Annotated in this window: 19 protein-coding genes; 12 read left to right on the top strand and 7 right to left on the bottom strand. The window is 68.9% G+C overall.

Features of this window, described 5'->3' with window-relative positions; genetic code table 11:
* Positions 1-47: 47 nt before the first annotated feature.
* The 3 genes from AD72_RS09375 to pepN all read right to left on the bottom strand — a co-directional run bounded on the left by AD72_RS09375 (position 48) and on the right by pepN (position 6,403).
* Positions 48-1,661: a DHA2 family efflux MFS transporter permease subunit gene (locus AD72_RS09375; protein WP_031466047.1), complete on the bottom strand. Its 1,614-nt coding sequence runs from the start codon at positions 1,659-1,661 to the stop codon at positions 48-50.
* A 94-nt stretch (positions 1,662-1,755) separates the two neighbouring features.
* The gene (locus AD72_RS09370) at positions 1,756-3,399 is read right to left on the bottom strand and encodes an MFS transporter (protein ID WP_051898306.1); all 1,644 of its coding nucleotides are present in this window, start codon (positions 3,397-3,399) and stop codon (positions 1,756-1,758) included.
* Positions 3,400-3,871: 472 nt separating this feature from the next.
* Entirely contained in the window at positions 3,872-6,403 is a 2,532-nt protein-coding gene (gene pepN / locus AD72_RS09365; RefSeq protein WP_031466045.1) for an aminopeptidase N, read from the bottom strand.
* Positions 6,404-6,571: 168 nt separating this feature from the next.
* Between pepN and AD72_RS09360 the strand changes: the two genes are divergently transcribed.
* Positions 6,572-7,192, top strand: a complete 621-nt coding sequence (locus AD72_RS09360; RefSeq protein ID WP_031466044.1) for a mycothiol-dependent nitroreductase Rv2466c family protein — start codon at positions 6,572-6,574, stop codon at positions 7,190-7,192.
* Between the two features lie 12 nt (positions 7,193-7,204).
* On the opposite strand, the gene AD72_RS09355 is transcribed toward AD72_RS09360, so the two are convergent.
* Positions 7,205-8,605, bottom strand: a complete 1,401-nt coding sequence (locus tag AD72_RS09355) for an aminotransferase-like domain-containing protein (protein ID WP_031466043.1) — start codon at positions 8,603-8,605, stop codon at positions 7,205-7,207.
* On the opposite strand from AD72_RS09355, the gene AD72_RS09350 reads away from it, so the two are divergent.
* From AD72_RS09350 to AD72_RS09310, 9 genes are all read left to right on the top strand, one after another.
* Positions 8,604-9,530 carry a DMT family transporter gene (locus AD72_RS09350; protein WP_051898303.1) on the top strand — a complete coding sequence of 309 codons (927 nt, stop codon included), beginning with the start codon at positions 8,604-8,606 and terminating at the stop codon, positions 9,528-9,530. The two genes, AD72_RS09355 and AD72_RS09350, sit on opposite strands and share 2 nt — an antisense overlap.
* A 154-nt stretch (positions 9,531-9,684) precedes the next feature.
* The gene (locus AD72_RS09345) at positions 9,685-10,455 is read left to right on the top strand and encodes a DeoR/GlpR family DNA-binding transcription regulator (RefSeq protein WP_031466041.1); all 771 of its coding nucleotides are present in this window, start codon (positions 9,685-9,687) and stop codon (positions 10,453-10,455) included.
* Positions 10,452-11,792 (top strand): ABC transporter substrate-binding protein, encoded by a 1,341-nt coding sequence (locus AD72_RS09340; RefSeq protein WP_051898297.1) that lies wholly within the window; start codon positions 10,452-10,454, stop codon positions 11,790-11,792. Before AD72_RS09345 ends, AD72_RS09340 begins: the two co-directional genes overlap by 4 nt.
* Positions 11,779-12,690: a carbohydrate ABC transporter permease gene (locus AD72_RS09335; protein ID WP_031466039.1), complete on the top strand. Its 912-nt coding sequence runs from the start codon at positions 11,779-11,781 to the stop codon at positions 12,688-12,690. The genes AD72_RS09340 and AD72_RS09335 overlap by 14 nt, the downstream gene beginning before the upstream one ends.
* Positions 12,691-12,760: 70 nt before the next feature.
* Complete coding sequence (locus tag AD72_RS09330) at positions 12,761-13,597, top strand: carbohydrate ABC transporter permease (protein WP_031466038.1); 837 nt, start codon at positions 12,761-12,763, stop codon at positions 13,595-13,597.
* Positions 13,598-13,610: 13 nt separating this feature from the next.
* Positions 13,611-14,609: a zinc-dependent alcohol dehydrogenase family protein gene (locus AD72_RS09325; RefSeq protein ID WP_031466037.1), complete on the top strand. Its 999-nt coding sequence runs from the start codon at positions 13,611-13,613 to the stop codon at positions 14,607-14,609.
* Between the two features lie 36 nt (positions 14,610-14,645).
* Positions 14,646-16,025 (top strand): xylulokinase, encoded by a 1,380-nt coding sequence (xylB, locus tag AD72_RS09320; protein ID WP_031466036.1) that lies wholly within the window; start codon positions 14,646-14,648, stop codon positions 16,023-16,025.
* Between the two features lie 65 nt (positions 16,026-16,090).
* Positions 16,091-17,653 (top strand): alpha/beta hydrolase, encoded by a 1,563-nt coding sequence (locus AD72_RS09315; protein WP_031466035.1) that lies wholly within the window; start codon positions 16,091-16,093, stop codon positions 17,651-17,653.
* A 64-nt stretch (positions 17,654-17,717) separates the two neighbouring features.
* On the top strand, positions 17,718-19,145 hold the full coding sequence (locus tag AD72_RS09310; protein ID WP_031466034.1) for an aldehyde dehydrogenase family protein: 1,428 nt from the start codon (positions 17,718-17,720) through the stop codon (positions 19,143-19,145).
* Here the strand turns inward: AD72_RS09310 and AD72_RS09305 are convergent.
* Together AD72_RS09305 and AD72_RS09300 are read right to left on the bottom strand one after the other, a co-directional pair.
* The gene (locus AD72_RS09305; protein ID WP_031466033.1) at positions 19,126-19,806 is read right to left on the bottom strand and encodes an MBL fold metallo-hydrolase; all 681 of its coding nucleotides are present in this window, start codon (positions 19,804-19,806) and stop codon (positions 19,126-19,128) included. The genes AD72_RS09310 and AD72_RS09305 overlap by 20 nt on opposite strands.
* Positions 19,799-20,533: a 2-phosphosulfolactate phosphatase gene (locus AD72_RS09300; protein WP_031466032.1), complete on the bottom strand. Its 735-nt coding sequence runs from the start codon at positions 20,531-20,533 to the stop codon at positions 19,799-19,801. The genes AD72_RS09305 and AD72_RS09300 overlap by 8 nt, the downstream gene beginning before the upstream one ends.
* A 50-nt stretch (positions 20,534-20,583) precedes the next feature.
* Between AD72_RS09300 and AD72_RS09295 the strand changes: the two genes are divergently transcribed.
* Together AD72_RS09295 and AD72_RS09290 are read left to right on the top strand one after the other, a co-directional pair.
* Positions 20,584-21,051 carry a ribose-5-phosphate isomerase gene (locus AD72_RS09295; RefSeq protein WP_031466031.1) on the top strand — a complete coding sequence of 156 codons (468 nt, stop codon included), beginning with the start codon at positions 20,584-20,586 and terminating at the stop codon, positions 21,049-21,051.
* A gap of 2 nt (positions 21,052-21,053) precedes the next feature.
* Positions 21,054-21,863, top strand: a complete 810-nt coding sequence (locus AD72_RS09290) for an Fpg/Nei family DNA glycosylase (protein WP_031466030.1) — start codon at positions 21,054-21,056, stop codon at positions 21,861-21,863.
* 4 nt (positions 21,864-21,867) lie between these two features.
* Here the strand turns inward: AD72_RS09290 and AD72_RS09285 are convergent, their stop codons facing one another.
* Positions 21,868-22,638 (bottom strand): nucleotidyl transferase AbiEii/AbiGii toxin family protein, encoded by a 771-nt coding sequence (locus tag AD72_RS09285; protein WP_031466029.1) that lies wholly within the window; start codon positions 22,636-22,638, stop codon positions 21,868-21,870.
* Between the last annotated feature and the right edge of the window lie 2 nt (positions 22,639-22,640).

Below are 22,640 nucleotides of genomic sequence, written 5' to 3'. Positions count from 1 at the left end.
GGAAAGGGGCGGCCCGTGCTGGGCCGCCCCTTTTTGCTGTCCCATCCCTAGTCGTGCACCTCGGCCGCGGGGGAGCTGTCGCGCACGAACAGGGCGAGTACCCCGGCCAGCACCGCGACCGCCGCGCCGACCCAGTACACGGTGTGCAGCCCGGTCATGAAGGTCTGGTGCGCGATACCGCTGATCGTGCCCGCGATCTGGTCCGCCTTGGCCGCGGGCGCGCCGGTCTGGGTCAGGCCCGCGGCGATCGTGTCCCTGGCAGCTGGTGGGAAGCCGAGCTCCACGGTCTTGCCGAGCCCCGCGGCCAACTGCTCGGCGGCCTGATCGCTGCCGAGCGCCCCGCGCAGGTTCCCCGCGAAGCTGGAACCGACCACCGCGGCCATCACCCCGCCGAGCACCGAGGTACCCAGTGCCCCGCCGAGCTGGGTCATGGACTGCTGCAGCCCGGAGGCGACCCCGGCCTTGTCCACGGGTGCGTTGCCCACGATCGCCTGGGTGGCCGCGACCATCATGAACCCGATGCCGAAGCCGCCGATCACGAAGGTGGGCACCAGTTCCCACACGCTCGAACCGGCATCGATGCGCTGCATCAGCAGCAGGCCGATCACCAGGAGCACGGCCCCGGAGACCAGCGTCCTGCGCACCCCGACCTTCTCGGTCATCCAGCCGGAGACCGGGGAGGCGACGACCGAGGTCGCGGAAAGCGGGAGCAGCGCGATTCCGGTGGCCACCGCGGTCAGCTCCTGCGGGCCCTGCAGAAAGAAGGTGATGAAGAACATCAGGCTGAACATCGAGAACATCACGACGATCATCAGCACGACCCCGATGGACAGCGAACGGTCCCGGAACAGGGTCAGCGGCACCATCGGGTTCTCGACCTTGAGCTCGATGACCGCGAACGCGGCGAGCAGCACCAGCCCGAGCGCGATGAACACGAGCGTCGTGGTGCTCGTCCAACCGCTGTCCTGAGCTTTCGTGATGCCCCACACCAGGCTGGCCATGGCGAGGGTGAGAGTGACCGCGCCGGGCAGATCCAGCCGCTGCCGGATCCGCTCACTCGACTCCCGGATGATCGCCAGTCCCAGCGAGACACCGAGCACGCCGAAGGGCAGGTTGATGAAGAACACCCACGGCCAGCTCGCGTACTCCACGAGCAGCCCGCCCGCGATCGGCCCGCCCGCCGTGGCGATGGCCGAGATCGAGCCGAAGATCCCGAGCGCGCGGGAGAGCTTGTCCGCCGGGAACGCCGCGCGCAGCACGCCGATGCCCGCGGGCCCGATCATCGCCCCGAACACCGCCTGCAGCGCCCGCGCGGCCACCAGCAGCCAGATCGAACCGGCGAGCCCGCACAGCAGCGAGGCGAGTGAGAACCCGCCGACCCCGATCAGGAACAGGCGCTTGCGGCCGAACTTGTCGGCGAGCGTGCCCATCGGGATGGTCAGCCCGGCCAGCACCAGCAGATAGGCGTTGGTGACCCACTGGATGCCCTCCGGGCTGGCGTGCAGATCACTGGCGATCGTCGGATTCGCGACCGCGACCACGGTGCCGTCGATCATCACCACGAAGATCCCGGTGACCACGGCGATCAGGCTCAGCCATGCGTGGCGCGGAATCGTGCTGCCGCCGGGCTCGGCGCGCTCGTCCGTCGGTGCAGCGGACATCGGTGTACCCCTCGGGAAAGATCACGTGGACTCGGCGTACAGCCTACGGACGGCCACGGACCCGGTCGACGGTGAAGGCCCTCACCCGGGGGACCTACACGTGCACGGTCTGCTCGGTGTTCGAGACCGCCTCGGAATCCTTGATGAACAGGGCGAGCGCGGCCCCGACCAGGATCACCACGGTGCCCACGAGGTACACGGTGTGCAACCCGTTCACGAAGGTCATGTGCGCCGCGCGGGCCACACCCGCGGCGAGCTGCTCCGCCTGTTGCCGGGGGATCCCGGTCCCGGCCAGCTGCCCGGCGAGCCCGGACCGGGCCGCGGGCGGGAAGCCGAGCTCCACACTCTTGTGTACCGCCTCGCTGCCGCCGAGGGCATCGATGGCCGGTCCGCCGCGGCCACCGAACGCGCCGCGCAGGTTCCGCGCGAAACTGCCCGCGACCACCGTGGCCAGCACGCTGCCCAGTACCGAGGTGCCCAGTGATGCGCCGAGCTGGGTCATGGACTGCTGGATGCCCGAGGCCACGCCCGCCTTCTCCACCGGTGCGCTGCCCACGATGGCCTGGGTGGCCGAGACCATCATCAGCCCGAGGCCGAGACCGCCGAGCACGAAGGTCGGCAGCAGATCGAACACGCGCGCTTCCGCGTTCACGCGCAGCATCAGCAGCAGCCCGCCCGCGAACAACACCGCGCCGAGCACGAGCAGTTTGCGCACCCCGAATTTTTCGGTCAACAGCCCGGAAAACGGCGAGATGATCGCGAACATCACCGAGAACGGCAGCATCGAGAGCCCGGTGACGATCGCCGACTGGCCGAGCACGCCCTGCACCAGGAAGGTCACGAAGAACATCAGCGAGAGCATCGAGAACATGACCATGACCATCAGCACCGAACCGAGCGCGAGGGTACGGCTGCGGAACAGGCCCAGCGGCATCATCGGGTTCGCCACCTTGGCCTCGACGAACACGAACACCGCGCCGAACACCAGCCCGAGGGCGATGAACACCAGCGTGTTCGCGCTCGTCCAGCCCGCCGCCTGGGCCTGGGTGATGCCCCAGATCAGGCTGACCACGGCCACCGTGAGAGTGCCCGCGCCGAGCAGGTCGAAGCCCTGCCGGGCCCGTTCCCCGGACTCCTTGATGATCCGCATCCCGAGCAGCACACCGAGCACGCCGAAGGGCAGGTTGATGAAGAACACCCACGGCCAGCTCGCATACTGCACGAGCAGCCCGCCGATGATCGGTCCGGCCGCGAAGGAAACCCCGGAGAGCGCGGCGAACACGCCCATCGCGCGGGCGAGCCGGTCCGGCGGGAAGGCGGCACGCAGCACGCCCATGCCCGCGGGGATCAGCATCGCGCCGAACCCGGCCTGCAGTACCCGCACCGCGATGAGCATCCCGATCGAGACCGAGAGCCCGGCCAGCAGTGAGGTCAGGGAGAACCCGCCGACCCCGATCAGGAACATCCGCTTGCGGCCGAACCGGTCGGCGAGGTTGCCGAGCGGGATCATCAGTCCGGCCAGCACCAGCACATAGGCGTTGGTGACCCACTGGATCCCCGCGGGCCCGGCGTGCAGATCGGTGGCGATCTCCGGATTGGCCACGAACAGCCCGGTGCCGTCGAGCATGACGACGAACACGCCGAACACCACGGCGACCAGGCTCAGCCAGGCCTGGCGCGGGATCGCTACCGGTGGATTCTCCGGTTCACTCGCGTGACCGAGAGTGGAAGTGGACACGGGTTCCCCCAAGACTTTTCCGATGGATGCGCGGTGTGGCAGAAGCCGCCGCAGACCTGGTCAGCCTACGAAGACTTCTGTCCGGTTTCGAACGGTTTTTACTTTCGGTGTGTTCCGTTCGACCCGTTTCCACCGTGCAACATCAACTAAGGTTGAGGTCAACCCGTCCGTTTCAGGAGCGCGTCTGATGACTCTCGTCCGTCGCGGGCGGGTGTCCAGCGTGGATGCGGTGCACTGCTGGTACACCCGCGCCCGAGGTCGCGGCGGATGAGTGAGCCGCAGTGGGTCTCTGCGGTGATCGAGGGCAACGCTCGCCGTGCCAGCGCGGCGCTGGAGGCCCTACCAGCGCCGCGCTGGCATGCGAAGGTGCTTCGCCGAGGTTCATGCGAAGGTACTTCGCCGAGGTTCATGCGAAGGTACTTCGCCGAGGTTGCAGCGCAGCAGGACATGGAGTTGTCCGGCGTGCCCTTGGCTAGGAGCGGTCGAACTCCCGCGCGGCCAGTGCGCGCAGGATGCCCGCCCGGCCCTCGGAGACCAGCCTGCGCAGCGCGGCGGGGTGCTCCCCGGCGAGCCATTCGTCGGCCGCGCGCACCGTGTCCTCCTCGATGGCCCAGCTCGGGAACAGCCCCACCACGACCGGCTGGGCGGCTTCGGGGGAGCGGCGCTGCCAGACCTCGGCCACCTCGGCGAAGTACCGGTCCACATAACCCGCGATGAGCTGGCGCTGCGCGGGGTGCGAGAACCCGGCGATGACCGCGTCGATGGTGGCGTTGGTGAGCGAGTCGTCGTGCACGGCACGCTGCCAGGCGGTCTTCTTGGCGTCCTCGTTCGGGATCAGCGAACGCGCCCGGTTGCCCGCGCGGGCACCGGTGGCGGTGTTGTCCCGCTGTTCCTCCGCGGCGATCTCCGGTTCCCCGGCGACCCCGTGCGCCACCAGGGCGTAGAGCAGCCGCCAGCGCAGATCGGTGTCCACGGTGAGACCCTCCAGCGGGATGGTCCCGTCGAACCAGCCGCGCAGCGCGCCCAGTTCGGTGTCGCCGAGCTTGGCCTGGGTGAGCGCGTTGACGAAGGCGAGCTGGTGATCCGAACCCGGAGCGGCCCCCTTGGCGAGTTCGAGCAGCCGGGTGCCGAGGCGCCGCCAGCCCTCGTCGGACCACTGCGGATCGGTGTAGGAGTTCACCGCCGTCGTCGCCTGCAGCAGCAGCCGTTGCAACACGCTGATCTCGGTCTCCGCCTCGATCCCGCCGAGCACGATGGACAGGAAGTCGCGCGCCTTGAGCTCGGCCTCCCGGGTCATCTCCCAGGCCGCGGACCAGCACATGGTGCGCGGCAGCGAGTCGGCGAAATCGCCGATGTGGTCCACGAGGGTGGCCAGCGAGCCCGCGTCCAGGCGCACCGAGCAGTAGGTGAGGTCGTCGTCGTTGACCAGCACGAGCTTGCCCGCCTGCGCGCCGACCAGCTCCGGCACCTCGGTCAGCTCACCGTCCACATCCAGCTCGACCCGGTTGGTACGCACCAGCTTGCCTTCGCCGTCGAAGTCGTAGACCCCCACGGCGAGGCGGTGTTTGCGCAGCTCGCCCGCGCCGGGGCGGGCGGGGCCCTGGACGATCGCGAACGAGCCGTAGCGGCCGTCGGTGACCTCGAAGCGGGCGCGCATCAGGTTCAGCCCGGTGGTCTGCAGCCATTGGGCGCCCCAGTCGGAAAGATCCCGCCCGGAGGCCTCCTCGAGCGCGCGCAGCAGATCGGCGAGCACCGCGTTGCCGAACTGGTGCCGGTCGAAGTAGGTACGCAGCCCGGCGAGGAAGTTGTCCTGGCCGACGAAGGCGACGAGCTGCTTGAGCACGCTCGCCCCCTTGGCGTAGGTGATCCCGTCGAAGTTGACCTCGACCGCGTGCAGGTCGGCGATGTCCGCGGCGACCGGGTGCGTGGAGGGCAGCTGGTCCTGGCGGTAGGCCCAGGACTTCTCCGCGATCGCGAAGCTGGTCCAGGCCTCGGTGAACCGGGTGGCCTCGGTCTTGGCGAACTCCGAGGCCCAGGTCGCGAAGGACTCGTTCAGCCACAGATCGTCCCACCAGCGCATGGTGACCAGATCGCCGAACCACATGTGCGCCATCTCGTGCAGGATCGTGGTCGCCCGCGCCTCGTAGTAGAACCGGGTGACCTTGCTGCGGAACACGTAGTCCTCGCGGAAGGTCACGCAGCCGACGTTCTCCATCGCGCCCGCGTTGAACTCGGGGACGAAGCACTGGTCGTACTTCCCGAACGGGTAGGTGAACCCGAAGTTCTCGTGATAGCAGGCGAAACCCTGCTTGGTGATGGTGAAGATGTCGTCGGGGTCCATGTACTCGGCCAGCGAGGCGCGGCAGTACAGGCCCAGCGGGATGACCTCATCGTGCGCGCCGCGGAACTCGTCGGTCCACTGCGCGTAGGGCCCGGCCACCAGGGCGACCAGGTAGGTGGACATCGGCTTGGTGGTCTCGAAGACGTGCCTGCCGCCGGTGTTCGAGGCCTCCGGAGCGTTGCCGATCACCTTCCAGTGTTCCGGGGCGGTGACCGTGACATCGAAGGTCGCCTTGAGATCGGGCTGGTCGAAGCAGGCGAACATCCGCTTGGCGTCCGCGGTCTCGAACTGGGTGTACAGGTAGACCTCGTCGTCGACCGGGTCCACGAAGCGGTGCAGGCCCTCGCCGGTGGTCATGAAGGCGCAGTCGGCCTCGACGGTGAGCTCGTTGCGCTCGGCGAGGTCGTGCAGCGCGATGCCCTCGTCCTCGCGGTAATCGTCCAGGCACAGTTCCACGCCGTTGAGCTCGGCGCGCAGCACCTGCGGCGCGACGATGTCGATCCAGCTCGAGGCACCCGCGGTCGTGCTGGAGAACCGCACCGTGGTCCGCGAGCGGAAGGTGTCCGCGTCCGGTGTCAGATCGAGCTCGATCGCGTAGGACTCGACATCGAGCAGCGCGGCGCGCTGCTGCGCCTGGTCGCGAGTGAGATTCGGCGCGGCCACGGATCACCTCTCCATTACGTCGGCCTGGGAATTTTCCCTGTTCCACCGCATCCAATCACGTCGCTCGTCAAGATCGGTACCGAGTTCACCGTGCCCGTGGAACACTCCGGGCTCCGGGGATGTTCTGCTCATCAGGAAGGGTAGGAATCACGGACGGGAGTTTGAGGTATGACAGGTTCAGCCGAGCGCACGAAGGTCGACTTCTGGTTCGACCCGGTCTGTCCGTTCGCGTGGATCACCTCGCGGTGGATCATCGAGGTGGAGCGCCAGCGGGAGCTCGACCTCACGTTCAGGGTGATGAGCCTTTCGGTGCTCAACGAGGGCCGGGAAGGGCTCTCCGAGCAGTACAAGGAGCTGCTCACCAGCGGCTGGGGACCGGTGCGGGTGGCGATCGCCGTCGAGCAGCAGTACGGCCAGGAGAAACTGCGCGAGCTCTACACCGCGCTCGGCACCCGGTTCCACAACCAGGGCCGCAAGGACCGCGCCGAGGTGGTCGTGGACGCGCTCGCCGAACTCGGCCTGCCCGCCGAACTCAACGAGGCGGCCACCTCGACCGAGTACGACGAGGCGCTGAAAAAGAGCCACCACGAGGGTATGGACCCGGTCGGGATGGATGTCGGAACACCCACCATTCACATCGATGGGGTGGCCTTCTTCGGTCCGGTGCTCTCCGAGATCCCGCGTGGCCAGGCTGCGCTCGATGTCTTCGACGGGTCCCGGCTGCTGGCCGGTTACCCGAAGTTCTTCGAGCTCAAGCGGACCCGGACCGGGGAACTGAACTTCGACTGACGACTCGGCGGCTCAGCCAAGCGCCGCACCGAGCACGCGGGCCCCTTCCGGGAACGCTCCGGGATTGGGGCCCGCATAGTTCAGCCGGACGAACTGGCCGGCCGGTTCCGCGGGGAACCATTCGCTTCCCGGGCCGATGATCACGCCCGCCGCCTGGCAGTCGCGCACGACCCGGGCGAGGTCCACGGAATCCGGCAGCCGGGCCCAGAGGTTCAGCCCGCCCTGTGGAACGCTCACCGGTTGCGCCGCGGGGGCGTGCTCGAGCAGGCTCTTGGCGAGCAGGTCCCGCCTGCTCCTGAGCTGCTGGCGCAACCGGCGCAGGTGGGTGCGCCAGGCAGGCTGGGTGACCACGTCGAGTGCGACCGCCTGCAGCACCCCGCTGACGTAGATGGACTCCGCCTGGGCATCGGCCAGGATCCGGTCGCGCGCCGGTCCGCGCGCGATCAGCCCGGCCACCCGGACCGTGGGGGACAGGCTCTTGCTCAGCGAACGGATGTAGACCACGTGCCCGCCACCGTCCCGGGCCGCGACCGGGAACGGATCCGCGTCGATACCGAAATCGTGCGCCGAGTCGTCCTCGATCAGGAACGCGCCGTGCCGCCGGATCGTGTCCAGTACCTGATCGGTCAGCGCCGGGGTCCACAGCGCGCCGGTGGGGCTGGCGAAGGTCGGCTGGGCATAGAAGGCGCGCGCCCCGGTCCGTTCGAAGGCTCGTTCCAGTGCCTCGGGATCGGGGCCGCCCGGCCCGCTCGGCACCGGAACCACCTCCACCCCGACCTGCGCGGCGGCCAGGATCGCGCCCCAGTAGGTCGGCGATTCCATCAGCAGCGGCCCGCCCGCCCCGACCAGCGAGCGGAATGCGGTGATCAGTCCGACCTGGCTGCCGGGAATCACCACAACCTCGCCGGGGGAGGCCGTCGTGATCCCGGCGGGGGTCGCCGATTCCAGTTCCGCGGCGAACCAGGACTGCAGTTCCGGCAGGCCCGCCGTCGGGGGCCTGCCCAGTAGCGCTTCGGAGCGCGCGGCCCGGGTGAACGCCGCGCGCAGCAGCCGTTCGGGTAGCAGTTCCCTTCCCGGGTATCCGGAGTGCAGCGCGATCGCGTCGTTCGGGGCCGGGCGCAGCGAGGCGGGCAGCCGCGGGATCCGGTGGTCCGGCGAGCCGAGCGCCGCGGTCTGCCAGCCGTAGTCGTTCGGTTTCGCGGTCCGCACCGTGCGTACGAAGGTGCCCACACCGGGGCGGCTTTCCACCATTCCCTGTGCGGTCAGGGTGCGCAGCGCCTTCTGCACGGTCACCGGGCTCACCGCGTAGCGCGCCACGAGCTCCCGGGTGGCGGGCAGCCTCGCGCCCGGGGCCGCGGTGGAGATCCACGTGCGCAGCTCCGCGACGATTCGCGAACTGCTATCGTCGAACATGAGACAGAATAGTAGCGCTATCCTCGAAAACCCGCCAGCGCTATCCTCGCCTCGGAGCGGGCTGCTGTGGGGATTGCTCGGCGTCACCGCGTTCTCCTTCACCGTCCCGTTCACCAGGGTCGCCGTCGCGAGCGGGGGCATGTCGCCGCTGTTCATCGGCTCGGCGCGGGCGGTGATCGCCGCCGTGCTCGCGGCCGCTGCGCTCGCGCTCACCAGGCAGCGATTGCCCCGCGGGGTGCAGTGGGCCAGGGTCGCGGTCGTCGCCGGTGGTGCCGTGGTGGGCTTTCCGCTGCTGACTTCCTTCGCCCTGACCACCGCACCGGCCAGCCACGGTGCCGTGGTGATCGCCCTGCTGCCCTCGGCGACCGCGGTACTCGCCGTGCTGCGCGGGCGGGAACGGCCGCCGAAACCGTTCTGGATCATGGCCGGTCTCGGCGCGATCGCCGCGGTGGTGTTCGCCGCGCTGCAGGGTGGCGGGTTCGCCGGGCTGCACTGGTCGGACCTGCTGCTGTTCGGCGCGGTGCTCGCCTGCGCGATCGGTTATGCCGAAGGCGGGCTGCTGGCGCGCGAACTCGGTGCCTGGCAGACCATGTCCTGGGCGCTCGTGCTCGCGGCGCCGCTGATGATCGCCCTGACCGCGGTCTCGATGACCGGGCGGCCGCCCAGTGGTGGAGCGCCCGAGTGGGCCGCGTTCGCGTATCTGGCCGTGGTGAGCGCCTTCCTCGGGTTCTTCGCCTGGTACCGAGGGCTCGCGATCGGCCCGATGACCCGGGTCAGTCAGGTGCAGCTGGTGCAGCCGGTGCTGAGCATCTGCTGGGCGGCCCTGCTGCTCGGCGAACGGCTGACCTGGCCGACCGTGCTCGGCGGGCTCGCCGTGATCGGCTGCGCCGGGGTGGCCGTGCGTGCCCGATTCGGACAACGGTAACCGGGCCGCGAACCGGGCATGAACGGGCGGTGTCACGGTCTGTTTGCCTAGTTATGCCCGATGTGAGCTTGACACCGGGCATCTTCGGGCACATTATTGCTGCGTTTTCGTCGGCAACGCGGCAGCGCGGCAATGGAGCTCGGAGGTGCCCCCGGTGTATCCGGATGAGCGGAGACAGCAGATTCTTTCGCTCGCGCGCGAGATCGGCCGGGTCGAGGTGACCGATCTGGTCTCCCGGCTGACCGTCGCCCCGGAAACCGTCCGGCGCGATCTCGGGGTGCTCGAACGCCAGGGGCAGCTGCACCGGGTCTACGGCGGAGCGGTGTTCGTCGGGGACAACACCTTCGAACCGCTGCTCGAACGGCGCAATTCCCAGCACGTCGCGGACAAGGAGCGGATGGCGCTGGCCGCGGCGGAGATGGTCGCCCGGCTCCCGGAGAACTCCACGGTGCTGCTGGATTCCGGCTCCGCGCCGCAGGCCATCGCCCGCGCGTTCCCGGAGGGGCCCGCGCTGACCGTGGTCACCAACGGCCTCCCGGTGGCCACCGAGCTCGCGGTGAAGCCGAACGTCACCACCTGGTGCCTCGGCGGGCGGCTGCGCGAGAGCACGCTGGCCTGTGTCGACGAATGGGCCCGCGCGCGCATCGAATCGCTCACCGTGGACCTGGCCTTCGTCGGTGTGGACGGGCTTACCGTCCACAAAGGACTTACCGCGATGGAACCCGCGGAGGCCGCGGTGAAAGCGGCCATGCTCGACTGCGCGCGCGAACGGGTGCTGCTCGCGCACCACGGCAAGATCGGCCGGGACACGTTCTGCCGGTTCGCCGGGCTGGCCGATATCGATGTGGTGCTCACCGATGAACAGCTCGATCCGGATGTGGCCAAGGAAATCGAGGATTCCGGAGCACGATTGGTGTGTGCATGATGCGGCGGATCTGCGTGTTGTTCGTGGCGTTGCTGACCCTGACCGGATGCGGGTTCGCCGGTGCGGGCGGCGGTGGCGGCAAGGGTGAGTCCATCACCGTCGCGGTCGTGTCGAACCCGCAGATGCAGGACATGCAGGAGCTCATCGGCCGGTTCCACGAGGAGCACCCGGGAATCGATGTCCGGTTCGTCAGCCTTCCGGAGAACGAATCCCGGCAGAAGACCGCGGAGTCGGTTTCCACGGGTTCCGGGGAATTCGATGTCGTGATGATCTCCAATTACGAGACGCCGATCTGGGCACGCAACGGATGGCTGCGGAATCTCGGTCCGGACATCGCCCGGACACCCGGTTACGACCAGCAGGATTTCGTGCCCACGGTGCGCAAGGCGCTCTCCTACCAGGGGAACATGTACTCGGTCCCGTTCTATGGCGAATCCTCGTTCCTGATGTACCGCAAGGATCTGTTCGCGAAGAAGGGCTTGGTCATGCCGCCGAACCCGAGCTGGCAGCAGGTCGCGGCGCTCGCGGCGAAGCTGAACGATCCGGGAAGCGACACGGCGGGGATCTGCCTGCGCGGGCTGCCCGGCTGGGGTGAGCTGATGGCCCCGCTCTCCACGGTGATCAACACCTTCGGCGGGCGCTGGTTCGATCCGAAATGGCGCGCCCAGCTGGAAAGCCCGCAGGTGCGTGAGGCCGTGCGGTTCTATGTGGACCTGTTGCGGAAATACGGGGAGCCGGGTGCCGCCGCGGCCGGATTCACCCAGTGCCTCAACAACTTCGCGGCCGGGAACTCGGCGATGTGGTACGACTCCACCTCGGCGGTGAGCACCCTCGAGGACCCGAAATCGAGCAAGGTCGCGGGCAAGGTCGGCTATGTGGCGGCCCCGGTGCAGCGGCATCCGGGAACCGGCTGGCTGTACTCCTGGTCGCTGGGTATCCCGAAGACGAGCGAACATGCCGACGCGGCCTGGAAATTCGTGTCCTGGGCGACCTCGAAACACTACATCGGCGAGGTCGGCAAAACGCTCGGCTGGTCGCGGGTGCCCCCGGCGAGCAGGCTGTCCACCTACGAACGTCCCGGTTACCGCAAGCTCGCGGGCGCGTTCGCGAAACCGACGCTGGACGCGATCAATTCACCGACGATCGAGCATCCCACCGCGAAACCGGTGCCGTACACGGGAGGACAGTTCGTGGACATTCCCGAATTCATCGATCTCGGTACGCGGGTGAGCCAGCAGCTCTCCGCGGCGATCGCAGGGCAGAAGTCGGTGGACGACGCCCTCGCACAGTCCCAGGAGTACGCCGCGACGGTTGGAGCCTCCTATGGCGGTCGTTGACGCGGGCCGGATCAGTGCCCGTGGCGCGGCGATGCGCAGGCGCGCGCCGCTGCTTCCCGCGCTGATCCTGCTGTTCATCGTCACCCAGATCCCGTTCCTGTTCACGATCATCTTCTCCTTCCAGTCCTGGAACCTGCTGCGCCCGGGATCCACGCGCTGGGTGTGGTTCCAGAACTACGCCTCGGTGTTCACCGACGGGACCGCGCTGCAGGCGCTGCTCAACGAGGTCCTGATGACCGTGCTCGCGGTGCTGGTCTCGCTGGTGCTCGGCACCCTGTTCGCGGTGCTGCTGGACCGGAAGTTCCCCGGCCGCTCGGTGGTGCGCACCCTGCTGATCTCGCCGTTCCTGATCATGCCGACGGTCGCCGCGCTGCTGTGGAAGACCACGATGCTCGATCCGGTCTACGGCATCCTCAACTACCTGCTGCGCCAGGTGGGTGCCGGACCGGTGGACTTCGTGTCGAGTTTCCCGATGACCTCGGTGATCGTGGTGCTCGTCTGGCAGTGGACCCCGTTCATGATGCTGATCTGCCTCGCCGGACTGCAGAGCCAGTCGCACGAGGTGCTCGAGGCGGCGAGCATGGACGGGGCGGGTCCGCTGCGCACCTTCTTCTCGGTCACCCTGCCGCACCTGCGCTCCTACCTGGAACTGGGCGGGCTACTCGGCGCCATCTATCTGGTGAACACCTTCGACCTGATCTACATGATGACCCAGGGCGGACCGGGGACGGCGACCACGAACCTGCCGTACTACATCTATCAGCGCGCATTCCAGGGATTCGATATCGGACAGGCCTCCGCGCTCGGCGTGGTGACCGTGATCGGCACGATCATCGTCGCCACCGTGGCGCTGCGCAGCCTGTTCTCGGTGTTCAAGACTGCGGAGGGACGGGCATGAGCGAGCTTGCGAGCGAATCATTGATACAGCGCGTGCGCGAAGCGCCGAGCTCCCCCGGGGAGCGAGTGCGATGAGCGAGATCGCGGTACGCCGCAAGGGAAAACTCGGCACCTCGATCTGGGCGATCGGTGCCTGGATCATCGGGATCCTGTTCTTCTTCCCGGTGCTGTGGATGGTGCTCACCTCGTTCAAGACCGAGGCCGACGCCTATTCCACCACCCCGCATCTGGTGTTCAAGCCGGTTTTCGAGCAGTACGCCTCGGTGTTCTCCTCGGGGATCGGCCCGTATCTGGTGAACTCGCTGCTGGCCACCGTGGTCTCCACCGCGCTCGTGCTGGTGCTCGCGGTTCCCGCCGCCTACGCGTTGTCGATCTACGCGGTGCGCAAGGTGCAGAACGCGCTGTTCTTTTTCATCTCCACCAAAATGCTCCCGGTCGTCGCCGCGATCATTCCCATCTATCTGGCGGCGCGCAGCATTTCCGGGCTGGACAACATCTGGACCCTCGTCGTGCTCTACACCGGGATGAACCTGCCCATCGCGGTCTGGATGATGCGCTCGTTCTTCCTCGAGGTGCCACCGGAAATGCTCGAGGCCGCGCGGATGGACGGGGCCAAGCTCGGGCAGGAGATCCGGCACGTGCTGCTTCCGGTGGTGGCCCCGGGAATCGCGGCGACCGCACTGATATGTGTGATCTTCACCTGGAACGAATTCTTCTTCGCGCTCAATCTCACCACGATCCGGGCCTCCACCATGCCGGTGTTCCTGGTCTCGTTCATCACCTCGGAAGGGGCATACTGGGCACGGTTGGCAGCCGCGGCCACGCTCGCCTCGATTCCGGTCCTGCTCGCGGGGTGGTTCGCGCAGAAGCAACTGGTCCGTGGACTTTCCATGGGCGCCGTGAAATAGGGAGAGCGTTTAGTTGCGTGCATTGGTGATCGAGACACCGTCCAAGACCGCGGTGTCCACTGTGGATGATCCGACACCGGGACCGAGGGATGTGATCGTCGAGGTCGACTCCTGCGGGATCTGCGGTACGGATGTGCACATTCTCGACGGGGAGTTCCCGCTCGCGCCGTATCCGCTGGTGCCCGGGCACGAGTTCGCCGGGCGGATCGTGGCGCTCGGTTCCGCGGTGACCGAGTTCGCCGAGGGGGACGCGGTGGCCTGCGATCCCTCGCTGTTCTGTGGCGAGTGCGCGAACTGCGTGGTGGGCAAGGGAAATCTGTGCCTGAACTGGAACGCCATCGGGGACACCGTGGACGGGGCGATGGCGCAGTACGTGCGGGTCCCGGTGCGCAACTGCTACCGGCTGCCCGAGTCCGTACGGCTCGACCAGGCCTCGCTGATCGAGCCGCTTTCCTGTGCGGTGCACGGATTCGACCTGCTTCCGCGGGAACTGGGCTCGCACTACCTGATCTACGGCGCGGGCACGATGGGGCTGTTGATGGCCCAGCTGGCCCCGCTCGGCGGCGCGATCTCGGTCTCCGTGGTCGATCTGAACGCCGAACGGCTGAGCACCGCGGCGGCCCTCGGGGCGAGCGCCACCGCGGCCAGTGCCGATGAACTGGCCGATGCGCACCCGCGCGGCTGGGATGTGGTGATCGACTGCACCGGCGCGGTGCCCGCGATCGAGGACGCGATCCGCCGGGTCAAACCAGGCGGGGTGTTCCAGCAGTTCGGGGTGGCCGCGGGGGAGGCGATGGCCAAGGTTTCCCCGTTCGCGGTCTACAACAACGAGATCACCATCGTCGGGAGCATGGCCGTGCTGCATTCCTACGGGCGCGCGGTCGAACTGTTCGCCTCCGGGGTGATCGATGCGGACACGATGATCTCCGACCGGCTGCCGCTCGAGCGCTACGACGGCGCCATCGAACGGTTCCGGGCCGGGGCGGGGCGCAAGATCCAGGTCGTTCCCTGACCCGCGCCGGTTCTTCCAGGCATTAGGCTTCCCCGCATGACCGAACTCGTCGCGGGGGTGGATTCCTCCACCCAGTCAACGAAGATCGTCGTTTGTGACGCCGAGACCGGCGCGGTGGTCCGCGAGGCGAGTGCACCGCATCCGCCGGGAACCGAATGCCCGCCGGACGCCTGGCTCGCCGCGTTCGGCAAGGCCGCGGACGGCCTGCTGGACGGGGTGCGCGCGCTCGCGGTCGCCGGTCAGCAGCACGGCATGGTCGCCGTGGACGAGCAGGGCGAGGTCGTACGCGATGCCTTGCTGTGGAACGACACCCGCTCCGCGCGAGCGGCCGCCGAACTCATCGGGGAGCTCGGCGGGCCACAGCGCTGGGCCGAAGCCATCGGTTCGGTGCCGCCGGCCTCGTTCACCATCACCAAGCTGCGCTGGCTCGCCGAACACGAGCCGGAGAACGCGCGCCGGGTGGCCGGGGTGATGCTGCCGCACGACTGGCTGACCTGGCGGCTCGGCGGTCGCAGGCAGCGCCCGGCCACCGATCGCGGTGATGCCTCGGGAAGCGGGTACTTCGCGCCGTGGCAACCGGACTACCGCACCGATCTGGTGGAGCTCGCCTTCGGCTCGGTTCCGGAACTGCCCAGGATCGCCGCGCCGAACGAACCGGTGGGGGAGACCCCGGACGGCATCCTGCTCGCCCCGGGGACCGGGGACAACATGGGAGCCGCGCTCGGTATGGATCTCGCCGAGGGTGAGGTCGTCGTCTCGGTCGGTACATCCGGGACGGTCTTCGCGATCGGGAGCGAGCCGAGTGGGGACCCGGGCGGATTCGTCGCCGGGTTCGCCGACGCCGCCGGTGGCTACCTTCCCTTAGTGTGCACGCTGAACGCGGCGCGGGTACTCGACGCGACCGCCGGGTTACTGCGCGCGGACCGTGCGGAGTTCGACGAACTGGCACTCGGCGCGGAACCGGGTGCGGGCGGGATGACGCTGCTGCCCTATCTGGACGGGGAACGCACCCCCAACCGGCCGGACGCCAGCGGGATGTTCGCCGGGCTCACCACGGCCAACGCCGGTCCGGGAAACCTCGCCCGTGCCGCGGTGGAGGGCATGCTCTGCGGACTGGCCGATGGCATCGAACCCTTGCGGGAGCAGGGAATCACGCCGAAGCGACTGCTGCTCATCGGCGGCGGTGCCGCCTCCGAGGCGGTCCGGCGGATCGCGCCGAGCGTGTTCGGGCTCCCGGTCACGGTGCCGCGGCCGGCGCAGTACGTCGCGCTCGGCGCCGCGCGGCAGGCCGCGTGGACACTCTCCGGTGCCGAATGCCCACCACAATGGGATGTTCGCGAGCCCGCGGCCACCTTCACGGGTAAGTCCGAATCAGTTATCCGTGAAAACTATGCCCGGATCAAGAATCTCGGTTAAGGTCTTGCGATCACACAGGACTACTCACGCAGGGGCTGGGCAGAACACATGGGCAGGGAACAGCGATGAACAAGACCGGGACCGCCACGCTCGCGTGCGGGCTGCTGCTCGGTGCGGCACTCACCGTCACGCCCGCGGCCGCGGCACAGCACCAGGACGGGATCGACTGGGGTAAGTGCGCGTCGGCCGATCTGCAGAAGGCGGGCGCGCAGTGCGGCACGGTGAAGGCGCCGCTCGATCCGGCCGATCCCGGCGCGGGCACGGTGTCGATCGCCGTCTCGCGGATCAAGCACACCGTGCCGGATTCGGCCTATCAGGGCGTCATGCTGGTCAACCCGGGTGGTCCGGGTGGGGCCGGGCTGCGGATGGCCACCCAGGGCAAGAAGGTGCCGAACGGGGTGGGCAAGGCCTACGACTGGATCGGCTTCGACCCGCGCGGGGTCGGCGAGTCCACGCCGAAACTCTCCTGCGATCCGAAGGAAACCGGGTTCAACCGGCCCGACTACACACCCGACCGGCCGGGAATCGAACAGTACTGGCGCAAGCACAAGCACGACTACGCCAAGGCCTGCGGGCGCAACGGCGGAAAACTGCTCGAGCACATGAAGACCACCGACTCGGTCTCCGATATGGAAGCGATCCGCACCGCGCTCGGCGCCGAGCAGATCAACTTCCTCGGCTTCTCCTACGGCACCTACCTCGGCCAGGTGTACAGCACGCTGCACCCGGACCGGATGCGGCGCATGGTGCTCGACTCCAATGTGGACCCGCGCAACATCTGGTACCAGGCCAACCTGAACCAGGAGTACGCCTTCGACCGCAATCTGGGGATCTGGTTCGAGTGGCTGGCCAAGCACGACGATGTCTACCACCTCGGCAAGACCAAACAAGCCGTGCATGCGCAGTGGTATCAGCAGCGGGACCGGCTCAAGCGCGCGCCCGCTGGGGGCAAGATCGGCCCGGCCGAGTGGACCGACATCTTCCAGAGCGCCGGGTACTACCGGGTGGTGTGGACCGAACTGGCGGACGCCTTCTCGGCCTGGGTGAACAAGGGTGACGCGGAACCGCTGATCTCCGAGTTCGGCCCGACCACCGAACCGGACAGCGAGAACAACTACGCGGTGTACAACGCGGTGCAGTGCACCGACATCCAGTGGCCGCGTTCGTATGGCAAGTGGCGGGCCGATGCCTGGCGGATCCACGCCACCGCGCCGTTCAACGCCTGGTCGAACACCTGGTACAACGCCCCCTGCCTGAATTGGCCGGCCAAAGCGGGCAAACCGGTGCAGGTGGACGGGTCGAAGACCAAGAGCGCGCTGCTCATCGGGGAGACCCTGGACGCGGCCACCCCGTTCGAGGGCAGCCTCGAGGTCCGTTCCCGCTACCCGGGTGCCCGGCTGATCGGGGAACCGGGCGGGACCGCGCACGCCGATTCGCTCTACGGCAACGCCTGCGTGGACGACCGGATCGCGGACTATCTGGCCACCGGCAAGCTCCCGGACCGCAAACCGGGCCGCCAGTCGGACGTGACCTGCGCCCCGCTGCCCGATCCACAGCCGGAGAACGCGGAAGCACAGAAGCGCACGGCCGAGGAGCACCGCTCGCTGCTTCCCGCGCTGCATTTCTGACTCCGGGGAATGTGGCAAGGTGGGCGGTGATCAGTCGAGTCACCGCCCACCGGGAGGAAGCCCCATGGCCGCGCCAGTCACGACAAGTACCGAGCACGTCATCGCCGGGCAGCAGCGCGGTGGCAGCGAACGCATCGAGGTCGTGAACCCGGCGACCGAAGAGGTCATCGCCTCGGTCCCGGCCGGGACGCGCGCCGATGTGGACGACGCGGTGGCCGCGGCAGCCGCGGCGCAACCGGCCTGGGCCGACACCCCGCTCGCCGACCGGATCGCCGTGGTGCGCGCGCTGGCCGGGGAGCTCGGCGCGCGCGGTTCCGAGATCGCCGCGACCATCACCGCCGAGATGGGTTCGCCGATCACCTTCGCGCAGAAGGTGCAGGCCGGTCTGCCCGCATCGACCTCGGCGGGCCTCGCGGACCTGCTCGAGGCCGGATACGCCTTCGAGGAGCGGATCGGCAACTCGCTGGTGGTGCGGGAACCGGTCGGCGTGGTCGGCGCGATCACCCCGTGGAACTACCCGCTGCACCAGGTGGTCAACAAGGTGGCCCCCGCGCTCGTCGCGGGCAACACCGTGGTGCTCAAGCCCTCGGAGATCGCCCCGCTCTCGGCGGGGATCTTCGCCGACATCCTGGACCGGATCGGCCTTCCCGCCGGCGTGTTCAACCTGGTGCACGGCACCGGGGACGTGGTGGGCGCGGCGCTGTCCGCGCACGAGGGCATCGACATGATCTCGTTCACCGGATCCACCCGCGCGGGCAAACTGGTGGCCAAGTCGGCCGCGGACACGGTGAAGAAGGTCGCCCTGGAACTGGGCGGGAAATCGGCGAACGTGCTGCTCGACGACGCCGACTTCGGCAAGGCGGTCAAGCTGGGGCTGGCGAACTGCTACATCAACGGCGGCCAGACCTGCACCGCGCTCACCAGGATGCTGGTGCCCGCCGCGCGGCACGACGAGATCGTGGAACTCGCCGTCGCCGCGGCCGCGAAGTACGCCGTCGGTGACCCGACCGATCCGGGAACCCGCGTCGGCCCGATGTCCTCGGCCGCGCAGCGCGAGCGGGTGCTCGGCTACTACCGCACCGGGGCCAGCGAAGGGGCGGACGTGGTGCTCGGCGGTGCCGAGGCCGAGGGGCTGCCGGACCGCGGCGCCTATGTCGCGCCCACCATCTTCGCCGGGGTGCGCCCGGAGATGACCATCGCCAACGAGGAGATCTTCGGACCGGCGCTGTCGATCATGCCCTACGCGGACGAGGAGGACGCGGCACGTATCGCGAACGCCACCGTCTACGGACTCGCCGGGGGAGTGTCCTCCGCCGATCCGGACCGGGCACTGGCCTTCGCGCGGCGGCTGCGCACCGGACAGGTCGACGTGAACGGCGGCGCGTTCAACCCGGTCGCCCCGTTCGGCGGGTACCGGCAGTCCGGCATCGGCAGGGAACTCGGGCGCTACGGGCTCGAGGAGTTCACCGAGGTCAAGTCCATCCAGCTGTGAGCGATTCGCGCTGAGCGGCCACGAAGGCGGGGGCCACCGGTTCACCGTGACCGGGGACCACGACCTTCGGGTGCAGCGCGAGCAGGCGCTCCAGGCTGGCGGGCCACTCGGCGGGGAACGCGTCCTCGCCCGCCTGCGGTTCGGCGCCCTGTTCGACGAGGTCCCCGGCGAACACGCAGGCCGCGTCCGGGATGTGCACGATCAGGTCGCCTCCGGTGTGCCCGCGGCCCGGATGCAGCAGCCGCGCCGTGCGCCCGCCGAGGTCGAGCGTGTGGTCCGCGGTCGGGTGGGTCGGCGGCACGACCGGGGAAACGGTGATCTCCTCGGTGAACGCCGGACACTCCTGTGACCACTGTTCTCGGTCGTGAACAGTGATCTCGGCCAGTCGTGCCGCGCACACCGGATGCGCGTACACCTCGGCGCCCGGGAACGCCGAGGTGCCGAGCACGTGGTCGAAATGGGCGTGGGTGAGCACCACGGACAGCGGCAGCGGGGTGCGCTCCCGGATCGCCTCGGCGAACGCCGCCCCGTGCGCCGCACCGAAACCGGTGTCCACCACCAGACCGGAGCGGGAACCGAGCACGAAGCCGAGGTTCAGGTCGAGCTCGCGGTTGCGCACCACCCAGACACCCGCCGCGAGCTCCACCCACCGGTCAAGCAAGGCCCGGCACCCGCTGCGGCGCGAGGATCCCGTCCCGCAGTTCCGGGACCACCCCGGTCACATCGTGTTCGGCCGCCAGCTCCACATCCCCGGGGTGCCCCTTGGTGATCAGTTCCCGCCCGGAGACACAGTCCCGCAGCACCGGGGCGAGCCGGGGCCGCGACGCGGCGAACCCGGCAGCGGCCAGTTCGGCCTCGGGGGAGCGGGCGGATTCGAGCGCGCTGACGATCGCACCCGCGCCGAGCTGATCCTCCACCGCGACGCGCAGCGGTCCGGAGCGGCTGCCCCAGCGTTCACCCGCCGCGAGCACCCCGATCGGCCCGCCGTGCCGTGCGGCGGCCGCGGCCACCGCGCTCGCATTGCGCAGGCTCCCGATCAGCACCGTGGCCCCGGTGCCCGCCGCGAGGGTGCACAGCGTGGCACCGTTCGGCGAAGGCAGCCCGAGCAGCACCCCCTGCTCCATACCGGTGAGCGAGGACGGGCGCAGTGTCCAGGACCGGTCCCCGGCGAGCACCGCACCGCGTGCCCGGGCCGCGTCGAACTCGCCCTCGTCGGTCATCCGCAGCGGAAGCACCGAGGAACCCCGCTCGGTGACGATCGTGGTCGAGGTGGAGAAGGAGAGGACGTCGACGATGATCAGCACCGCGCAATCGGCGAGCGCGTCGAGCCCTTCCGGGCCCCAATCACAGCGAACCGGATGGTCGAGCTGACGGTGGTAATCCTCCATGCGGGCGACCCTAATGCAGCCGCGGAACAGGAGGTGACAGACTTTTGGCCGTGCGCGTTTACCTTGGTTCCGATCACGCTGGATACGAACTCAAAGGCGAGCTGATCGCCCACCTGAGCAAGGCTGGGCACGACGTCGTGGATGTCGGGCCCGCCGCCTACGACCCGGACGACGACTACCCGCCGTTCTGCGTGGAGACCGCGCGGCGCACCGTCGCCGACGAGGGCAGCCTCGGTATCGTCATCGGCGGCTCCGGGAACGGCGAGCAGATCGCCGCGAACAAGGTGCCCGGGGCCCGTGCCGCGCTCGCCTGGAGCACCGAGACCGCGAGTCTCGCCCGCGAGCACAACAACGCCCAGGTGGCCGGGATCGGCGCCCGGATGCACAGCACCGAGGAAGCCATCGCGATCGCCGAGGCCTTCCTGGCGACACCGTTCTCCGACGGGGAACGGCACAAGCGCCGGATCGCGATGCTCTCCGAGTACGAATCGAGCGGCGAGCCGCCAAGGCTGCCGTAACCATGCCCGAGGGGCACACCCTGCACCGGCTCGCGAAGCTGCACCAGCGCCGCTACGCCCGCAAGCCGGTCACCGTCTCCAGCCCGCAGGGACGGTTCGCGCTCGAGGCCGAGTCCATCGACGGCATGGTGCTGCAGCGGGCCGAGGCCTACGGCAAGCACCTGTTCCACCGGTACGACGACCGGCGCATCGTGCACGTGCACCTCGGCCTCTACGGTGCCTTCACCGAACTCGAGAACCCCGCGCCCGAACCCGTCGGCAAGGTGCGGATGCGGCTGACCGGTGAGACCCACACCACCGACCTGCGCGGGCCGACCAAATGCGAACTGCTCAACGTCCTCGCCGTGGACCGGATGCTCGCCAGGCTCGGCCCGGACCCGCTGCGCAAGGACGCCAAGCCCGAACTCGCGCACGCGCGGATCGCCCGCTCCAAGACCAGCATCGCCGCGCTGCTCATGGACCAGAGCGTGCTCGCCGGGGTCGGGAACGTGTACCGGGCCGAGCTGTTGTTCCGGCACGGGATTCCGCCGTATCGGCCCGGCCGGGAGATCGACGGGGAGCTGTGGTCGGTGCTGTGGGCCGACCTGGTCGCGCTGATGCGGGACGGGGTTCGGGTCGGGCGGATCGACACCGTGCGGCCCGAGCACGATCCGCGGGTGGCCGGTCGCGCGCCGCGCAAGGATCGGCACGGGGGAGAGGTGTACGTCTACCGCAGGGCGGGGATGCCCTGCCATGTGTGCGGTACCTCGGTGGCGATGGCGGAGCTGGCCGGGCGCAATCTCTACTGGTGCCCGAGCTGCCAGGCGGGTTAGCCGTTCAGATCTGTCCGCTGCGTGCTTGAGTAGCGGTGCTCCATGCTTGGCGTACCTCATTCAGTGCTGCGGTGGCGGTGACGTTCAGGCGGGTTTGCCCGGCGAGTTCGCGCGTCCATGTGGGTTCCTCGGGCGCATCGGTGAACAGTGTGTCGGCCGGTGGCCTGTTCGTGGGGCCGAAGCGTTTGAAGAGTTCGGCGGCATCGGCGGTGATGAGGCCGAGGCGGGCCAGCAGCCAGAGATCGTAGAGGTCGCGGGAAGCGGCACGTTGTGTCCAGGCGACGGTTTTCCAGGCGGTGAAGGCCGGCGCGGTGGGTACATTCAGGGTGGCCGGTGGGGTGTCGCTGTAGCGTTGCGTGATTGCCTGTGGTTCGACTGGCCAGGGAGGGTAGCCGGTCGGGCTGAGCAACTGGATACGCACGCTCGTGCCGTCCGGTGCGACGAGTACGGCGGGTGTGGAGTTGCTGACCGCCGAGAGCGCGGGCTGCCAGCGCAGCCCCGGGTACTCGCGCCGGGTGGCGCGGAGCAGGATGGTGTCGAGAGCCTTCGCTGTACGGCTACGGTTTCCGTGTGCGATCAGGTCGATGTCCTCGGACAGTCGGCCGTGCGGGGCGAAGGTGCGGGACAAGGCGGTTCCACCGAAGAACAGGACCTCGCCGGGCAGGTGTTCACTGACCGCGGCGAGTAGATGGGAGATCAGGTGGTCGCGGCGCACTTGTGTGCGGGCGACGCCGAATTCTTCGGCGATGGCGGCCGCTTCGTTGGGATCGAGCATGA

Origin of the sequence: Sciscionella sediminilitoris (genome assembly GCF_000737195.2) — a bacterium.
In the GTDB taxonomy this organism is placed as follows: Bacteria; Actinomycetota; Actinomycetes; order Mycobacteriales; family Pseudonocardiaceae; genus Sciscionella; species Sciscionella sediminilitoris.
Note: the sequence above shows the minus strand (reverse complement) of the source record. Positions and strands in the feature narration are given on the sequence as shown.

Bases quoted from the DNA above. Each gene is read 5' to 3' on its own strand.
- xylB (WP_031466036.1), top strand. From the start codon at position 14,646: ATGACCGAACTCGTCGCGGGGGTGGATTCCTCCACCCAGTCAACGAAG.
- AD72_RS09375 (WP_031466047.1), bottom strand. From the start codon at position 1,661: ATGTCCGCTGCACCGACGGACGAGCGCGCCGAGCCCGGCGGCAGCACG.
- AD72_RS09330 (WP_031466038.1), top strand. From the start codon at position 12,761: ATGAGCGAGATCGCGGTACGCCGCAAGGGAAAACTCGGCACCTCGATC.
- AD72_RS09335 (WP_031466039.1), top strand. From the start codon at position 11,779: ATGGCGGTCGTTGACGCGGGCCGGATCAGTGCCCGTGGCGCGGCGATG.
- AD72_RS09300 (WP_031466032.1), bottom strand. From the start codon at position 20,533: ATGGAGGATTACCACCGTCAGCTCGACCATCCGGTTCGCTGTGATTGG.
- AD72_RS09340 (WP_051898297.1), top strand. From the start codon at position 10,452: ATGATGCGGCGGATCTGCGTGTTGTTCGTGGCGTTGCTGACCCTGACC.
- AD72_RS09360 (WP_031466044.1), top strand. From the start codon at position 6,572: ATGACAGGTTCAGCCGAGCGCACGAAGGTCGACTTCTGGTTCGACCCG.
- AD72_RS09310 (WP_031466034.1), top strand. From the start codon at position 17,718: ATGGCCGCGCCAGTCACGACAAGTACCGAGCACGTCATCGCCGGGCAG.
- AD72_RS09285 (WP_031466029.1), bottom strand. From the start codon at position 22,638: ATGCTCGATCCCAACGAAGCGGCCGCCATCGCCGAAGAATTCGGCGTC.
- AD72_RS09290 (WP_031466030.1), top strand. From the start codon at position 21,054: ATGCCCGAGGGGCACACCCTGCACCGGCTCGCGAAGCTGCACCAGCGC.
- AD72_RS09315 (WP_031466035.1), top strand. From the start codon at position 16,091: ATGAACAAGACCGGGACCGCCACGCTCGCGTGCGGGCTGCTGCTCGGT.
- AD72_RS09350 (WP_051898303.1), top strand. From the start codon at position 8,604: ATGAGACAGAATAGTAGCGCTATCCTCGAAAACCCGCCAGCGCTATCC.
- AD72_RS09355 (WP_031466043.1), bottom strand. From the start codon at position 8,605: ATGTTCGACGATAGCAGTTCGCGAATCGTCGCGGAGCTGCGCACGTGG.